This window comes from Enterobacter sp. UPMP701 (genome assembly GCF_053709515.1).
Map to the genome: position 1 here is coordinate 968,575 of NZ_JBSKJN010000001.1, position 16,122 is coordinate 984,696.

The window sequence follows — 16,122 nt, forward strand, 5'->3', positions numbered from 1 at the left end:
ATTGTCCTGTTCAAATCAATGTTATTTCCCGCTGCCAGCAATGTTCTCGCCGTCGCGGGTTAGCCACCAGGCTCCCAGAATGGGGATGGTTGTTACCAGCATCACCAGCAGTGCAACGACGTTGGTGACCGGCACGTCGCGCGGACGTCCTAGCTGATTGAGCAACCACAGCGGTAACGTACGCTCGTGTCCCGCCGTAAACGTTGTGACGATGATTTCGTCAAACGACAGGGCAAACGCCAGCATTCCCCCCGCCAGCAGTGCTGAACCCAGGTTGGGTAACACCACATAGCGGAAGGTTTGCCACCCGTCAGCCCCGAGATCCATCGACGCCTCTACCAGACTCCAGGAGGTACGCCGGAACCGGGCAATCACATTATTGAAGACCACCACCACGCAGAACGTGGCATGCCCGACCACGATGGTGAAAAAACCCGGCTCAAGGTCGATCGTCTTGAATGCGGTCAGCAGCGCCAGCCCGGTAATAATTCCCGGTAAGGCAATTGGCAGCAGCAGCAACAGCGAGATCGCGTTTTTGCCAAAAAAATCGCTTCGCCACAGCGCCGCTGCAGCAAGCGTGCCAAGCACCAGGGCGATCGCGGTGGAAAGTGCCGCAATTTGAAGTGACAACGTCACGGATTCAATAATATCTCCACGCCCCGCTGCCACGCTAAACCACTTCAGCGTCAGCCCCTGCGGCGGAAAACTGAAGGCTGCGTCTTCGGTGTTAAAGGCATAGATGGCGATAATCAGTAGCGGAAAATGCAGGAAGATCACTCCTCCCCAGGCTGCCACCTTCAGGAACAGCGGTGCGCGTTCAGAGTGCATCGAATGCTCCCAGACGTTTCACGAACGCCAGATAGAGTGAAATCAGCACGATGGGCACCAGCGTGAACGCGGCGGCCATGGGCATATTGCCAATCGCCCCCTGCTGGGAATAGACCATATTGCCGATGAAATACCCCGGCGGCCCCACCAGCTGCGGCACAATGAAGTCTCCCAGCATCAGGGAAAAGGTGAATATCGAGCCCGCGGCAATGCCCGGGATAGCCAGCGGCAGAACGACGTAGCGGAAGGTCTGACGAGGACGCGCGCCGAGGTCGGCTGAGGCCTGCAGTAGCGAGGCAGGAAGGCGTTCCAGCGCCGCCTGGACGGGCAGGATCATAAACGGCAGCCAGATATAGACGAAGACCAAAAACCGTCCCAGCCCGGAAGTGGACAAGGTATTGCCGCCAATTGCGGGTAACGTAAGGATTGACGTCAGGAACGGCTCCAGCCCCAGGTGGTTGAGAAACCACTGCGCCACCCCGTCCTTCGCCAGCAGCAGCGTCCAGGCGTAGGCTTTGACAATGTAGCTCGCCCACATTGGCAGCATTACGGCGATATAAAAAAACGCTTTCCACTTGCCGCGGGTGTACCGCGCCATGTACCAGGCCATCGGGAATGCCAGGATCGCGCTGGCAATCGTCACCGCAATCGCCATCGTTAACGTGCGCAGGATGATGTCGTAGTTTGCCGGGTTAAAGAGCGCCAGAATGTTCGCCAGGGTCAGATCCGGCGTGACCGCCATGGTGAAATCGTCAAAGGTGTAAAAACCCTGCCATAAAAGAGTCAGTAGCGATCCTAAATAGACGATGCCAAACCACATCAGCGGTGCAAGCAGAAGCAGGAACAACCCGAGCGACGGTTTACGCCAGAATAGTGCCGTAATGCGGCTTACGCGACTTCGCGGGGCGGGAGGATGAGCGACACTCATAGCCATTTCACCTCTCCTCGTGAAGACGGATCATCGCCTCGCGCGACCACGATGCCATGACGGCCTGCCCCGGCGCTATGCCACTCAGCGGCGAGAAATCGCTGAGATTGGCCTGGCTTACCAGCAGTTTTGCTCCGTCAGCAAGTTTAAGCTCCAGACGCGTGGCGGCGCCCTGGTACTGAACGGCCTGCACGTATCCCTGAACCTGAACTTCACCGCTCTCGTTAAGGCGAATATGTTCCGGGCGCAGCGAATAAGCGCCTTCCATGCCGCAGAGTTTCTGTGCAAGGGCTGAATCAAAAACGTTGGACGTGCCGACAAAACCGGCGACAAACGGCGTGCGCGGGCGCATGTAGAGATCGCGCGGGGTATCGACCTGCTCGATGCGTCCATTATTGAACACCGCCACCCGGTCTGACATGGAGAGGGCCTCACCCTGATCGTGGGTGACAAAAATAAAGGTGATACCGAGTTCCTGCTGAAGTTTCTTCAGCTCGAACTGCATCTGTTCGCGCAGTTTGAGATCGAGCGCGCCCAGGGGTTCGTCCAGCAGCAGGACGCGCGGTTCATTAACCAGCGCCCGGGCGATGGCCACACGCTGCCGCTGGCCGCCGGAAAGCTGCGAAGGCTTTCGGGCGACGGCGAAGCTTAAGCCGACTTTTTCCAGCGCGTCGCGAGCCTGCGCGTGGCGTTTTTTCTTGTCGACGCCTTTGACCATCAGCCCGTAGGCCACGTTATCGAGGATCGACATATGCGGGAACAGCGCGTAATCCTGGAACACGGTGTTCACATCCCGCTCCCACGGCGGCAGCGCGCTCGCCTCTTTGCCAAAGATAGAAATCGTGCCGCCTGACAGCTGCTCAAAGCCGGCAATCAGACGCAGGCAGGTGGTTTTGCCGGAGCCCGAAGGCCCCAGCATGGAGAAAAATTCTCCGTCACGAACGGCAATGGTGACCCCATCCACTGCCCGTACGTCGCCGTACAGACGGGAAACGTTGTTAAATTCTACCGCGTACGTCATGTTCTGCTCCCGGGCTATTAACGACCGCCCATAATGGCGATGTAATCCTGCGTCCAGCGGCTGTAAGGCACAAATTTACCGCCTTCTGCGATGGGAGTTTTCCAGAACATGATTTTGTCAAAATAGTTATAGCCGTTGGTTTCGCAGCCCTTGTCACCCAGCAGCGTGCTGGCCTTACACCCTTCAGGCACGACGGGCAGCGAGCCAAACCATGCCGCCAGATCGCCCTGCACTTTCGGTGTGAGCGACCAGTTCATCCATTTGTAGGCGCACATCGGGTGTTTTGCCTGCGCGTGCAGCATGGTGGTATCCGCCCAGCCGGTTACACCCTCTTTCGGGAAGACGGTGGCAACGGGCTGGTTCTCAGCCTTCAGGGCATTCGCCTGATACGGCCAGGCGCTGGAGGCCACGACGCCTTCATTTTTGAAGTCGCTCATCTGGACGGTGGTGTCATGCCAGTAGCGGTGGATCAGGGCATGCTGGTCGCGAAGCACCTTGAGCACGGCGGCGTACTGCTGTTCAGTGAGCTGATACGGGTCGCTTATACCCAGCTGCGGTTGGGTGGCTTTGACGAACAGAGCCGCATCGGCGATGTAAATTGGGCCGTCATACGCCTGCACGCGTCCCTGATTGGTTTTGCCGTCCGGCAGATCCTGCTTCGTAAAGACCACGCTCCAGCTGTCCGGCGGCGTCGGGAAGGTTTTGGTGTTGTACATCAGCAGGTTGGGCCCCCACTGATACGGCGTGCCGTAGACCTTGCCGCCCACGTTAAACCACTCGCCCTTCACGATGCGCGGGTCGACGGTTTTCCAGTTAGGGATAAGATCGGGGTTAATCGGCTGAACGCGTTTGCCCATGATCAGGCGCAGGGAGGCATCACCCGAGGCGGTGACCAGGTCATACCCGCCTTTTGCCATCAGGCTGACCATTTCATCGGACGTGGCCGCCGTTTTGACGTTAACCGCGCAGCCGGTCTCTTTTTCAAACTGGGTGACCCAGTCATAATTTTTATCCGTCTGCCCGCGTTCGATGTATCCCGGCCAGGCGATAATATCCAGTCGGCCTTCCCCGTCGCCAATGGCCTTAGGCGGTTCTGCGGCTTGCGCTGTCATGATAGTCATGCCGAGCGCGCACAGGCTGCTGCGGGCAAATTTTTTGCTCATAAGAGTTACTCCTGTCGCAATGAAATTTAGCGGCAGCCGTGCCGTAAAAATATCTCCCTTATTAAACGTAGACCGCGCAAATGCGCCGCACCGTACGGCTTAAGGAAATTTCATCAAGGTGTGACCGGGGACGCATTCCCCGTTAACTGGATTATAGACAAGGAGTTAGCCGCGATAGACGGTATGCAGATTTCCTATGATACGACACTGCAAAATATTTGCAGCGCCACCATCAGGATAAGAAATGATTATTTAAATAAGGTCGGAAAGATTATTCCAGCATCGCACTAATGAGTTTTCCTAACTGTATGACCGCCTGCTCTTCCCGCTCCCCCCACGCCCAGGAAGTATTAAAACGGAAGAATGGAGTCCAGGCATCAGAGGTGGAAAACATCTTTCCGGGCGCAATGCTGATGTGGTGGGTTAAGGCCCTCTCGCTCAGCAGCCCCGCGTCCAGCTGTGCAGGTAGCTCCAGCCATAAAAAATAGCCGCTTTCGCTGTGATGAATTTTAACTCCGGCAGGCATATGACGCAGAAGCGACTGCCACGCCTGCTGTTTTCGCTCGGCGAGGGTTCGTCGCAGGCGGCGCAGATGGGCGTCGTAGCGTTTTGTCGCCAGATAATCCACCAGCGCCAGCTGCATGGGAGAACTGGTTGAGAGCGTGCTCATCAGCTGAAGCTGCTGAATGCGGCGCGCATGTTTACCCGCCGCCACCCAGCCGATACGAAAACCGGCCACCAGACATTTTGAAAAAGAGGAGCAGTGAAGCGTCATATCCTGACGATCCCAGGCTTTCGCCGGGAGCGGCTTTTCGCGGCCAAAATAGAGCTCGCTGTAGACATCGTCTTCAATCAACGTGACGTTATGTTTTGTCAGGAGTGCGACCAGACGCGCTTTTTTCTCCGCGCTCAGCGTGAAGCCAAGCGGGTTCTGACTGTTAGTCATGATCCAGCAGGCTTTAACCGGGTACTCATTCAGCGCCTGTTCAAGGGCATTCAGGTCAATCCCCTCGCGGACATCCGTCGCAATCGACAACGCTTTGAGTTTCAGGCGCTCCAGCGCCTGCAGCGCGCCGTAGAAACACGGGTTTTCGACTATCACCCAATCGCCAGGCTCGGTCACCGCCTGCAGGCTGAGATTGAGCGCTTCAAGCGCGCCTGCGGTGATCACGATCTCTTCCGGGGAGATGTTCATCCCCTGCTGCGCATAGCGACGGGCAATGGCGTGGCGGAGATCGACGTTACCCGGCGGCAGGTTCTCAATCACGCTCATCGCTGTCGCGGTTTTGCTGACGTTCGCCAGCGAGCGGTTGAGCTGCTGCAGCGGGAAAAGCCGTGGGTCAGGAAAGGCGGAAGCGAAAGGAACAACGGACGGGTCGCGGCTGGCCTGTAAGACCTCGAAGATGTAGGTGTTAATATCCACCACTTCGTCACGCATCACCTGGGCAGGTGGAGCAGGCTGTTGTGCGGTCGGGCGCGAGGCAACGTAATAGCCCGACTGCGGTCTGGCGACAATGCGCCCCTGACTTTCCAGCATCTGATACGCGTGGCCAACGGTCATAAAGCTCATACCGCTGCTCGCCACCTGCTCTCGCAAGGAAGGCAGCTTATCGCCCGGCAGCCAAACGCCAAGCTCAATCTGCGAGATAATTTGTTGCGCCAGACGCTGGTATTTTTTCATCAGATTCTCCTTATTGCCGACAGTGTATATCAGCAGGAGAAAAAGAGAAGATTTAGCTAACTGTTATAGTTAGTGAAATGAATTACTTACGGTACTCGGTAATGTGGCTTTGCGCCTGGCGTGCCGCGGCCAGGTGATCGAGCGTGATCATTGACGATTTGCAAAAAATGCATTTCGCGCCGAGTGGGTTTTTCTCAGACACATCAAAGACTGAGGTACGGTACTGCGAGCCATGACAGCATGGGCAGCGAAAATGGATATAAGAAGTCATAGGATTCTCCTGTGAACGTAAAAACGTAAATTACTAATGGGCCGATTGGGCAATAATGGTTTTAAACAAAACGAATCGGAAAGTAGATAAAGACCCAAGAGAGGCTGCGGAGAGGCACAACGTGATGAGAACTGCTTTATAAAACTACGTCAGATATTTATTTGGACTCAAAACCAGAGGACCATTAACGCACGGCGATGACGACAAGGCAAGTATTTTTATGCGTAAAATTCATAAAAATACTGTTTTTATTACTCATCCGCGAGGTATATCAGATAGCTAACGCATGAACTTTATGCCAACTGTTATGGTTAAAAATCACTTTTCTGCGTCTGATAGTCCGAACTTTGCTCCTATACCATAACAGCACACCGTTTGACATTGAGGCTGTGCATGTTTGGTTTGGATGCTTTTCACCTTGCACGGATACAGTTTGCGTTTACCGTATCCTTTCACATTATTTTCCCCGCCATCACCATCGGTCTGGCCAGCTACCTTGCCGTACTTGAAGGCCTGTGGCTGAAAACAAAAAATCCGGTCTGGCGCTCGCTGTACCATTTCTGGTCGAAGGTTTTTGCCGTCAACTTTGGCATGGGCGTGGTCTCCGGGCTGGTCATGGCCTACCAGTTTGGCACCAACTGGAGCGGGTTTTCGCAGTTTGCGGGCAGTATTACCGGCCCGCTGCTGACCTATGAAGTGCTTACCGCCTTCTTCCTCGAAGCCGGGTTCCTCGGGGTGATGCTGTTCGGCTGGAATAAAGTCGGGCCAGGCCTGCACTTCTTCTCCACCTGCATGGTGGCACTGGGCACTATTATCTCCACCTTCTGGATCCTCGCCTCAAACAGTTGGATGCAGACGCCACAAGGCTATGAGATCGTCAACGGTCAGGTGGTACCGGTGGACTGGTTCGCGGTAGTGTTTAACCCCTCCTTCCCTTATCGCCTGCTGCATATGTCGATTGCGGCGTTCCTCAGCAGCGCGCTGTTTGTGGGTGCCTCCGCGGCATGGCATCTGCTGCGCGGGAATAATACCCCTGCCATACGCGCAATGTTTTCGATGGCGCTGTGGATGACGCTGATTGTCGCCCCCATCCAGGCACTGGTTGGCGATATGCACGGGCTGAACACCTTAAAACACCAGCCTGCGAAGATTGCCGCTATTGAAGGGCACTGGGAGAATCCGCCGGGTGAGCCTACCCCGCTGCTGCTGTTTGGCTGGCCGGATATGGAGCAGGAACGCACCCGCTTTGGGCTGGAGATCCCGGCGCTGGGCAGCCTTATCCTGACGCACAGTCTGGATAAACAGGTTCCGGCCCTTAAAGAGTTTCCGAAGGAAGACCGCCCGAACGCCACGATCGTCTTCTGGTCGTTCCGCATTATGGCAGGCCTGGGCATGCTGATGCTGCTGCTCGGAGTGATGGCACTCTGGCTGCGCTACAAAAAACGCGTGTATTCGTCGCGTCCTTTCCTGTGGTTTGCGCTCCTGATGGGGCCAACCGGGCTGATTGCCATCCTTGCCGGATGGGTCACCACCGAAGTGGGTCGCCAGCCGTGGGTGGTCTATGGGCTTCAGCGAACAAAAGATGCGGTTTCAGCTCATGGGGACCTGCATATGAGCGTGAGCCTGCTGGCCTTCTTCGTTGTATACACCTCGGTATTTGGCGTGGGCTACAGCTATATGGTGCGCCTCATCCGAAAAGGCCCGCAGCCGCATGAATCTTTCGCCACCGAGTCCGACGGACGTCCGGCGCGCCCGCTTTCCGCCGTCACAGCTGAACATAAGGAGCAGCCATAATGGGTATCGATCTTTCCATTATCTGGTTTGTCATCATCGTTTTCGCCACGCTGATGTATATCGTGATGGACGGTTTTGATCTGGGGATCGGTATCTTGTTCCCGGCCACGCAAAACGCTGACGATCGCGACGTGATGGTCAACAGCGTCGCGCCCGTCTGGGATGGGAATGAAACCTGGCTGGTGCTTGGCGGAGCCGCCCTGTTTGGCGCGTTTCCGCTGGCCTATGCGGTGATCGTTGATGCCTTGACCATTCCGCTGACGTTAATGCTGATCGGGCTTATATTCCGCGGCGTGGCGTTTGAGTTTCGCTTTAAAGCCACACCGGCGCACCGACCTTTCTGGGATAAGGCGTTTATTGGCGGCTCAATTCTGGCGACGTTTACCCAGGGCGTGACGGTGGGGGCCGTCATTAACGGCTTTACCGTCACTGGCCGATCCTATACCGGCGGACCGTTTGACTGGTTTACCGCGTTTAACCTGTTTTGCGGCGCGGGTCTGGTGGTGGCCTACGCGCTGTTAGGCTCAACCTGGCTGGTGATGAAAAGCGAAAACGCCCTGCAACAGCGGATGCGTGAGGTATCGAAAACGCTGTTAATCATGCTGCTGGCGTTTATCGCGGCGATCAGCCTCTGGACGCCGTTGGCGCACCCGGCCATCGCTGCGCGCTGGTTTACGCTGCCGAATCTGTTTTATCTGCTGCCCGTCCCGGCACTGGTTGTGCTTCTGAGCCTGTATCAGTGGCGCTGCCTGAAGAACTCCGACAGCCATAACCGTCCGTTTATCCTGACGTTAGGGCTGATATTCCTCGGCTTTAGCGGGCTGGGAATTAGCATCTCGCCGCATATTATACCGCCGTCAATCACCCTGTGGCAGGCGGCCGCGCCTGCGCAAAGCCAGGGCTTTATGCTGGTGGGCGCGCTGTTGATCATTCCCGTTATTCTGGTCTACACCTTCTGGAGCTACTACGTATTTCGCGGCAAAGTTCAGCATGGGGAGGGTTATCACTGATGCAACAACCGGTCTGGAAAAAAGTGATGTGGCTGGCCATTATCTGGGGCGGCAGCGTACTGGCGCTGGCGGCTGTCAGTATGCTTTTCCGCATGTTAATGACGGCCGCTGGCTTTAAATCTCATTAACCTCAATTCCGGGCAGCCCTGCGTTGCCCGGCACCACCCCGCACTTTCAGATAAACCCCATTAACCCACCGCAGAGTATCGTTACACTGGTAAAAGATTCACAGCATTTATAATTTGAGAAGAAAAATGAAAAAGCTCATCGCGTTAAGTGTTATCAGCCTTGTCCTCACTGGCTGCGTTAATCCGGGCAAAGCGTCCGTACAGCCGGAGCAGCTGAAGAACCATCGTTTTGTACTGGAAAACGTGGACGGTAAAGCCGTGAAGGGCACGACAACGCAACCTGAGATCGCTTTTAACGCCCTGCCCGATATGAGCCTGGTTAACAACATCAGCGTTTCCGGCCAGATGTGTAATCGCTTCAACGGACAGGGAAAATTGTCTGAAGGCGAGCTAAAAGTGAAAGCGCTGGCGATGACGCGCAAACTCTGCACTGAACCACAGCTGAACGAGCTGGATCAGGCCATCGGCGACATGCTGCGCAAAGGGGCGCAGGTCGACCTGACTGAAGACCAGTTGACGCTGGCGACTGCCGATAAAACGCTGATGTTTAAGCGCGCTGAATAATCAGTAGTTACCGCAGCTTCCAACGGCAAGCGACTGTTCACTGCAGCGTTTGCCGTTTGGCAAGGCGCACATCCCAATAGCAGAGCCATCAAGCTGGCGGGCAACAGAGAGCGAACCGCCAATCATTGCGCAGTTAGCTTGTCCTGAACTGGACATTGCCGCTTTCATTCCCGGCGCCACGTGTGCCGCCGTCGCCTGCTGGACAGGTTCACTGCTACATGCCGACAACAATAATGCGGCACACCCTACCAAAAATGCTGAACGCATGCTCTATCCCCCTTATTTTGTGCGAAACCTATGCATCATAGGCATCACATCCCGTGTCGTCGAGAGCGGAAGTGCGTATTTATGCGCTACTGAAACAATTTCTCGCAATTTTTTCGCCCTAAGTTTGATCTAACCATTGATGGCGGGAATACGGAGGACACAAAAGCGAAAATCGTAAAACCCCCCGTTTGCTAGACTACACAGATAATATTCAGGGTTTGTCGCCTTATGACAGCCCCCTATTTTTGCGCAATGTAAGGGTGTCGTTCTATGCAAACTATTGACGGTAATGGTGCAGTTGCCTCAGTCGCGTTTCGCACCAGTGAAGTTATCGCCATCTACCCGATCACGCCGAGCTCCACCATGGCAGAACAGGCGGATGCCTGGGCGGGGAACGGGTTAAAAAACGTCTGGGGCGATGTCCCGAGAGTGGTTGAAATGCAGTCAGAAGCGGGAGCCATTGCCACGGTACATGGCGCGCTTCAGACAGGCGCGCTTTCGACGTCGTTTACCTCCTCTCAGGGATTGCTGTTAATGATCCCAACCCTGTATAAGCTCGCCGGTCAACTGACCCCCTTCGTCCTGCACGTCGCGGCACGTACCGTTGCTACCCACGCACTTTCCATCTTTGGCGATCACTCCGACGTGATGGCCGTGCGCCAGACCGGGTGCGCAATGCTGTGTGCCAGCAGCGTTCAGGAAGCGCAGGACTTTGCCTTAATTTCGCATATCGCCACGCTTAAAAGCCGCGTTCCGTTTATTCACTTCTTTGATGGTTTCCGCACCTCTCACGAAATCAATAAAATCGTCCCGCTGGCGGACGAGACTATCCTGGCTCTGCTGCCGCAGGCGGAAATCGACGCGCATCGCGCCCGCGCCCTGAACCCGGAACACCCGGTTATCCGCGGAACATCGGCAAACCCGGATACGTATTTCCAGTCCCGGGAGGCCACAAACCCGTGGTACAACGCGGTTTATGACCACGTCGAGCAGGCAATGAATAACTTTGCCGCCGCAACCGGACGCGAGTACAAACCGTTTGAATATTACGGCCACCCGCAGGCTGAGCGCGTGATTGTACTGATGGGCTCGGCTATCGGCACCTGTGAAGAGGTGATCGATGAATTGTTAACCCGCGGCGAAAAAGTCGGCGTGCTTAAAGTGCGTCTTTATCGCCCGTTTTCTGCTAAACATCTGCTCTCTGCCCTGCCGGAAAGCGCGCGCGCCGTGGCGGTGCTCGATCGAACCAAAGAGCCGGGCGCACACGCGGAACCGCTGTATCTGGATGTGATGACCGCGCTGGCAGAAGCCTTTAATAATGGCGAACGTGAAACGCTACCGCGCGTTATCGGCGGACGCTATGGTCTGTCTTCCAAAGAGTTTGGTCCGGACTGCGTGCTGGCCGTGTTCAACGAGCTAAAGGAAGCGAAACCCAAGCCGCGCTTCACGGTCGGCATTTATGATGACGTAACGAATCTTTCCCTGCCCCTGCCGGAAAATACCCTGCCTGCAACAGCCAAACTCGAGGCCCTGTTCTACGGTCTGGGCAGTGACGGCAGCGTCTCGGCTACCAAGAACAACATCAAGATCATCGGCAATTCGACGCCGTGGTACGCCCAGGGATACTTCGTCTACGACTCTAAAAAAGCAGGCGGACTGACCGTTTCACACCTGCGCGTCAGCGAGCACCCTATCCGCTCGGCCTACCTTATTTCTCAGGCGGACTTTGTTGGCTGCCACCAGCTGCAGTTTATCGACAAATACCAGATGGCTGAGCGCCTGAAGCCCGGCGGTATTTTCCTGCTTAATACGCCATACAGCGCGGACGAGGTCTGGGCGCGCCTGCCTCAGGAAGTGCAGACGGTGCTTAACCAGAAAAAGGCCCGTTTCTATGTGGTCAACGCGGCGAAAATCGCGCGCGAATGTGGCCTGGCTGCGCGTATTAACACCGTAATGCAAATGGCCTTCTTCCATCTGACCCAAATCCTGCCGGGCGACAGTGCGCTGGTGGAACTGCAGGGGGCGATAGCCAAAAGCTACAGCAGCAAGGGGCAGGAGCTGGTAGAACGTAACTGGCAGGCGCTGGCGCTGGCTCGCGAGTCACTGTTCGAGGTGCCGCTGCAGCCGGTAAATGACACCAGCCCGAGCCGCCCTCCGGTGGTCTCTGATGCAGCGCCTGATTTCGTGAAAACCGTGACGGCCGCTATGCTGGCCGGGCTGGGTGACGCCCTGCCCGTCTCCGCGCTACCGCCGGACGGAACCTGGCCGATGGGCACCACGCGCTGGGAAAAACGTAATATTGCCGAAGCGATCCCGATCTGGAAAGAAGATCTGTGTACACAGTGTAACCACTGCGTAGCGGCCTGCCCGCACTCGGCCATTCGTGCCAAAGTGGTTTCACCGGATGCGATGGAAGATGCTCCGGCCAGCCTGCACTCGCTGGATGTGAAATCCCGCGATATGCGCGGCCAGAAGTACGTTCTGCAGGTTGCGCCGGAAGACTGTACCGGGTGTAACCTCTGCGTCGAGGTCTGCCCGGCGAAAGACAGGCAGAACCCGGACATCAAGGCCATCAATATGATGTCGCGCCTTGAGCGCGTTGAAGAAGAAAAAGTGAACTATGACTTCTTCCTGAACCTGCCGGAAATCGATCGCAGCAAGCTTGAACGTATTGATATTCGTACCTCGCAGCTCATCACGCCGCTGTTCGAGTACTCCGGTGCCTGCTCTGGCTGCGGTGAAACGCCGTACATCAAGCTGCTTACCCAGCTGTACGGCGACCGAATGCTGATCGCTAACGCCACCGGCTGCTCATCCATCTACGGGGGTAATTTACCTTCTACGCCGTACACCACCGATGCGAATGGTCGCGGCCCGGCATGGGCAAACTCTCTGTTTGAGGATAACGCCGAGTTTGGACTGGGCTTCCGCCTGACGGTTGACCAGCACCGCGCGCGCGTGATGCGTTTGCTGGACCAGTTTGCCAACCAGATCCCTGGCGAACTCAATACCGCACTTCACGCCGAAGCAACGCCAGAGGTGCGTCGTGAGCAGGTGGCTGAACTGCGTCGCGCCCTTCAGGGGGTTGCAGGTGCAGAGCAACTGCTGACCGACGCTGACGCCCTGGTCGAAAAATCGATCTGGCTGATTGGCGGCGACGGCTGGGCTTACGACATCGGCTTTGGCGGGCTGGATCACGTGTTGAGCCTGACCGAAAACGTCAACATTCTGGTCCTCGATACGCAGTGTTATTCCAACACCGGTGGCCAGGCGTCGAAAGCCACGCCTCTCGGCGCCGTGACGAAATTTGGTGAGCACGGTAAACGCAAGGCGCGTAAGGATCTCGGCGTCAGCATGATGATGTACGGCCACGTTTACGTCGCGCAGATCTCGCTGGGCGCACAGCTTAACCAGACGGTGAAAGCCATACAGGAGGCGGAAGCGTATCCGGGTCCGTCGCTGATCATCGCCTACAGCCCGTGCGAAGAACACGGTTATGACCTGGCACTCAGCCACGATCAGATGCGTCAACTGACGGCGACCGGCTTCTGGCCGCTCTACCGGTTCGATCCGCGCCGTGCGGACGAGGGCAAATTACCGCTGGCGCTCGATTCGCGTCCGCCGTCAGATGCCCTGGCAGAAACGCTAATGCAGGAACAGCGCTTCCGTCGCCTGAATGCGCAACAGCCAGAGGTGGCAGAGCAGCTCTGGAGAGATGCCGCCGCCGATTTGCAAAAACGTTATGACTTCCTGGCCCAGCTGGCAGGTAAAGCCGAAAAATCTACCAGCGACTAATGCCTACGCCCGGTTCGTCCGGGCATTTTTTTGCCATAAAAAAACCCGATGCATTCACATCGGGCTCGTCCAGATAATTAATGAATATCGCTTTAGTTTCCTAAATAACATTCATACTAATTATGGATAAATAATCTTAAAGGCATATAACGGGGCAGAGATTACCTGACTTAGCCGCTAATTAATAATTTTTATTTAATATGATAAGATTTAAATCATTCACCAAACAAATGATCATTACCGCGGATTTATTCGGTTTAGATTTTACTTAATTCGTAACAATTATATTTTATTACTATCCCGCAGGAGTGATTTAGCATGGGACAACTTTCTTTTTGGGAAAGTTCAACAGGTAATTAAATAAAAACAACTGCAAAGGAATATCATAATGCAAAGAAAAGTACTGGCTCTGATGATTCCGGCTCTGTTAATGGCTGGCGCTGCCCATGCAGCAGAAATTTATAATAAAGACGGTAACAAGCTGGATCTGTACGGAAAAGTAGATGGCTTGCACTACTTCTCCGATGACGCCTCTAAAGATGGCGATCAAACCTATATGCGTCTGGGTTTCAAGGGTGAAACACAGATCAACGACATGATGACCGGCTACGCGCAGTGGGAATACAACATTCAGGCGAATAACACCGAAGGGTCTGATAATCAGTCCTGGACGCGTCTGGCCTTCGCCGGTGTTAAAGTAGGTGACTACGGTTCCTTTGACTACGGCCGTAACTATGGCGTGCTGTATGACGTTGAAGGCTGGACAGATATGCTGCCTGAGTTCGGCGGCGACTCTTATACCAATGCCGATAACTTTATGACCGGCCGCGCTAACGGCGTAGCAACCTACCGCAATACCGACTTCTATGGTCTGGTGCAGGGTCTGAACTTCGCGCTGCAGTATCAGGGCAACAATGAAGATGCCAACAACAATCAGGAAGGCACAAACAACGGCCGCGATACGCGTCATGAGAATGGTGACGGCTTCGGTATTTCTACCACCTATGATTTTGGCATGGGGATCAGTGCCGGTGCCGCCTACACCTCTTCTGACCGTACCAACGACCAGGTTACGCATACCACTGCAGGCGGAGACAAAGCAGATGCCTGGACTGCTGGTCTCAAATATGACGCCAATAATATCTATCTGGCGGCAATGTATTCTGAAACCCGCAACATGACCCCTTATAGTGATAACACCGACGCTGTGGCGAATAAAACTCAGAACTTTGAAGTGACCGCCCAGTACCAGTTCGATTTCGGTCTGCGTCCGGCCATTTCTTACCTGCAGTCGAAAGGGAAAGATCTGGGCAACGGTCAGGGCGATCAGGACCTGGTTAAATATGCAGACGTAGGCGCGACCTACTATTTCAACAAGAACATGTCCACCTATGTTGATTATAAAATCAACCTGCTGGATGAAGATGACAGCTTCTACAAAAACAACGGCATCAGCACCGATGACGTCGTTGCATTAGGCCTGGTGTACCAGTTCTGATAATGAGAGCCCGCAGCATGGTGCGGGCTCCTCTTTTTGATGTTCGTCTCACAACTGGACATAATCGCGATATTGTTGAGGATAAGTTGAAAGAAAGCGGGTTAGACTGCGCCGATATCCCCCTCTTCATTAAGGATAACAGCGTTGTTTGGTCGTATATCCGTCACCATTCTGACACTTTTAGCGTGCTTGTGGATGGCGTTGATCTTTGATTTTCGCGATATCGTTGGGCATCTCGGCACGCTGTTGAACCATCTGGATCGTCATTGACAGTGAGCCTCAGAAAACAAAAAGCCACCAGCAGTGCCGGTGGCGGTCATACTCATTGCGAGCATTACTTTTTCACAGGTTGAGGTTTTTTATCCCCTGATTCGGGGGCCTCACGCGGATCGTCTTTTTCAACACAGAGCATAATTTCTCCTGTTTTAGAAACCCACTTCCCACTATAGCCAGGCTGACAAAAAAAAGGCCAGGCGGTAATTAGCCTTTATTGGTCTCTTTTTTGCGAAACGAGAGATAGCCAAATATGCCACTTTCACCATCCGTCGGATGGTTCACGCCGTCCATCACCGTCACTTCGGGGAAGTCAAACGGCGACACGTTTTCAAAACAGGCGACATTCACGCCGTATTCATTCGGGTTTGAACGACGCTGATGGAACGTGTAAATCCCGCAGACCGAGCAGAAGTAATGCCGCGCCGTCCCCGTATTAAAACGGTACTCCGTAAGCTTATCTTCACCTCGCGTCACAGTAATACCCGATAACGGTGCAGAGACCGCCACGGCGCCCCGCATACGACAAAATGAGCAGCTGCAGCGCCGCGCGGTATTAAAGCCGTCAGTGAGTGCGACGGTAAATACTACCGCACCACAATGGCACTGAGCCTGACGAATGTCAGCCATCGGTTATACCCCTTTTTTCACCAGCTCGGCGGCCTTAAGGAAAACCTCATCTTCTACACCATCGCCTTTTTGCCTGCCCAGCCTGACCAGTTCGTTGACAATGCTGTCGCGATCGATCGGTTTCTGCGATGAAACCAGCCCAATGACAGCGGCACCAATCGCCAGCCCCACTAATCCTGTTTGTTCGTCTTTGTTCTTCATACTCATGCTCCAGATACAACAAACAAGCGTAGCAGGTATTTTAATGACGCAGCGTCAGCACCTCTCAGAA

General features: G+C 54.9%; 17 protein-coding genes. 7 read left to right on the forward strand and 10 right to left on the reverse strand.

The window, feature by feature from the left end:
- Positions 1 to 21: 21 nt before the first annotated feature.
- The 6 genes from ACWKXT_RS04730 to ymcF all read right to left on the reverse strand — a co-directional run bounded on the left by ACWKXT_RS04730 (position 22) and on the right by ymcF (position 5,892).
- A complete protein-coding gene (locus tag ACWKXT_RS04730; RefSeq protein WP_454526702.1) occupies positions 22 to 828 on the reverse strand; it encodes an ABC transporter permease in 807 nt (268 codons plus the stop codon).
- Positions 818 to 1,762 carry an ABC transporter permease gene (locus ACWKXT_RS04735; protein WP_454531818.1) on the reverse strand — a complete coding sequence of 315 codons (945 nt, stop codon included), beginning with the start codon at positions 1,760 to 1,762 and terminating at the stop codon, positions 818 to 820. Before ACWKXT_RS04735 ends, ACWKXT_RS04730 begins: the two co-directional genes overlap by 11 nt.
- A 1-nt stretch (position 1,763) precedes the next feature.
- Positions 1,764 to 2,777: an ABC transporter ATP-binding protein gene (locus tag ACWKXT_RS04740; protein WP_454526700.1), complete on the reverse strand. Its 1,014-nt coding sequence runs from the start codon at positions 2,775 to 2,777 to the stop codon at positions 1,764 to 1,766.
- Positions 2,778 to 2,794: 17 nt separating this feature from the next.
- Positions 2,795 to 3,940: a putative ABC transporter substrate-binding protein YdcS gene (gene ydcS, locus ACWKXT_RS04745; protein ID WP_454526699.1), complete on the reverse strand. Its 1,146-nt coding sequence runs from the start codon at positions 3,938 to 3,940 to the stop codon at positions 2,795 to 2,797.
- Positions 3,941 to 4,211: 271 nt separating this feature from the next.
- Complete coding sequence (locus ACWKXT_RS04750) at positions 4,212 to 5,621, reverse strand: aminotransferase-like domain-containing protein (RefSeq protein ID WP_454531819.1); 1,410 nt, start codon at positions 5,619 to 5,621, stop codon at positions 4,212 to 4,214.
- Positions 5,622 to 5,703: 82 nt separating this feature from the next.
- Positions 5,704 to 5,892 (reverse strand): cold shock small protein YmcF, encoded by a 189-nt coding sequence (gene ymcF, locus ACWKXT_RS04755; protein WP_047348336.1) that lies wholly within the window; start codon positions 5,890 to 5,892, stop codon positions 5,704 to 5,706.
- Positions 5,893 to 6,285: 393 nt separating this feature from the next.
- Here ymcF and ACWKXT_RS04760 point away from each other — a divergent pair, with 393 nt between their 5' ends.
- The 4 genes from ACWKXT_RS04760 to hslJ all read left to right on the forward strand — a co-directional run bounded on the left by ACWKXT_RS04760 (position 6,286) and on the right by hslJ (position 9,388).
- Entirely contained in the window at positions 6,286 to 7,686 is a 1,401-nt protein-coding gene (locus tag ACWKXT_RS04760) for a cytochrome ubiquinol oxidase subunit I (protein WP_454531820.1), read from the forward strand.
- Positions 7,686 to 8,696 (forward strand): cytochrome d ubiquinol oxidase subunit II, encoded by a 1,011-nt coding sequence (cydB, locus tag ACWKXT_RS04765; protein WP_454531821.1) that lies wholly within the window; start codon positions 7,686 to 7,688, stop codon positions 8,694 to 8,696. The genes ACWKXT_RS04760 and cydB overlap by 1 nt, the downstream gene beginning before the upstream one ends.
- Positions 8,696 to 8,824 (forward strand): DUF2474 domain-containing protein, encoded by a 129-nt coding sequence (locus ACWKXT_RS04770; RefSeq protein ID WP_080329253.1) that lies wholly within the window; start codon positions 8,696 to 8,698, stop codon positions 8,822 to 8,824. The genes cydB and ACWKXT_RS04770 overlap by 1 nt, the downstream gene beginning before the upstream one ends.
- A 126-nt stretch (positions 8,825 to 8,950) precedes the next feature.
- Positions 8,951 to 9,388, forward strand: a complete 438-nt coding sequence (gene hslJ / locus ACWKXT_RS04775) for a heat shock protein HslJ (RefSeq protein ID WP_454526694.1) — start codon at positions 8,951 to 8,953, stop codon at positions 9,386 to 9,388.
- Here the strand turns inward: hslJ and ACWKXT_RS04780 are convergent, their stop codons facing one another.
- The gene (locus ACWKXT_RS04780; RefSeq protein WP_032658293.1) at positions 9,389 to 9,655 is read right to left on the reverse strand and encodes a putative hemolysin; all 267 of its coding nucleotides are present in this window, start codon (positions 9,653 to 9,655) and stop codon (positions 9,389 to 9,391) included.
- Between the two features lie 270 nt (positions 9,656 to 9,925).
- Here ACWKXT_RS04780 and nifJ point away from each other — a divergent pair, with 270 nt between their 5' ends.
- The 3 genes from nifJ to ACWKXT_RS04795 all read left to right on the forward strand — a co-directional run bounded on the left by nifJ (position 9,926) and on the right by ACWKXT_RS04795 (position 15,218).
- Positions 9,926 to 13,450 carry a pyruvate:ferredoxin (flavodoxin) oxidoreductase gene (gene nifJ, locus ACWKXT_RS04785; protein WP_454531822.1) on the forward strand — a complete coding sequence of 1,175 codons (3,525 nt, stop codon included), beginning with the start codon at positions 9,926 to 9,928 and terminating at the stop codon, positions 13,448 to 13,450.
- 388 nt (positions 13,451 to 13,838) lie between these two features.
- The gene (ompC, locus tag ACWKXT_RS04790) at positions 13,839 to 14,948 is read left to right on the forward strand and encodes a porin OmpC (protein ID WP_454531823.1); all 1,110 of its coding nucleotides are present in this window, start codon (positions 13,839 to 13,841) and stop codon (positions 14,946 to 14,948) included.
- Positions 14,949 to 15,092: 144 nt separating this feature from the next.
- Positions 15,093 to 15,218 (forward strand): hypothetical protein, encoded by a 126-nt coding sequence (locus ACWKXT_RS04795; RefSeq protein WP_454531824.1) that lies wholly within the window; start codon positions 15,093 to 15,095, stop codon positions 15,216 to 15,218.
- Positions 15,219 to 15,282: 64 nt separating this feature from the next.
- On the opposite strand, the gene ACWKXT_RS04800 is transcribed toward ACWKXT_RS04795, so the two are convergent.
- The 3 genes from ACWKXT_RS04800 to ACWKXT_RS04810 all read right to left on the reverse strand — a co-directional run bounded on the left by ACWKXT_RS04800 (position 15,283) and on the right by ACWKXT_RS04810 (position 16,052).
- Positions 15,283 to 15,360: a hypothetical protein gene (locus tag ACWKXT_RS04800; RefSeq protein ID WP_223239581.1), complete on the reverse strand. Its 78-nt coding sequence runs from the start codon at positions 15,358 to 15,360 to the stop codon at positions 15,283 to 15,285.
- 68 nt (positions 15,361 to 15,428) lie between these two features.
- Entirely contained in the window at positions 15,429 to 15,851 is a 423-nt protein-coding gene (locus tag ACWKXT_RS04805; protein ID WP_454531825.1) for a GFA family protein, read from the reverse strand.
- Positions 15,852 to 15,854: 3 nt separating this feature from the next.
- Positions 15,855 to 16,052 carry a hypothetical protein gene (locus ACWKXT_RS04810; protein WP_217478726.1) on the reverse strand — a complete coding sequence of 66 codons (198 nt, stop codon included), beginning with the start codon at positions 16,050 to 16,052 and terminating at the stop codon, positions 15,855 to 15,857.
- Between the last annotated feature and the right edge of the window lie 70 nt (positions 16,053 to 16,122).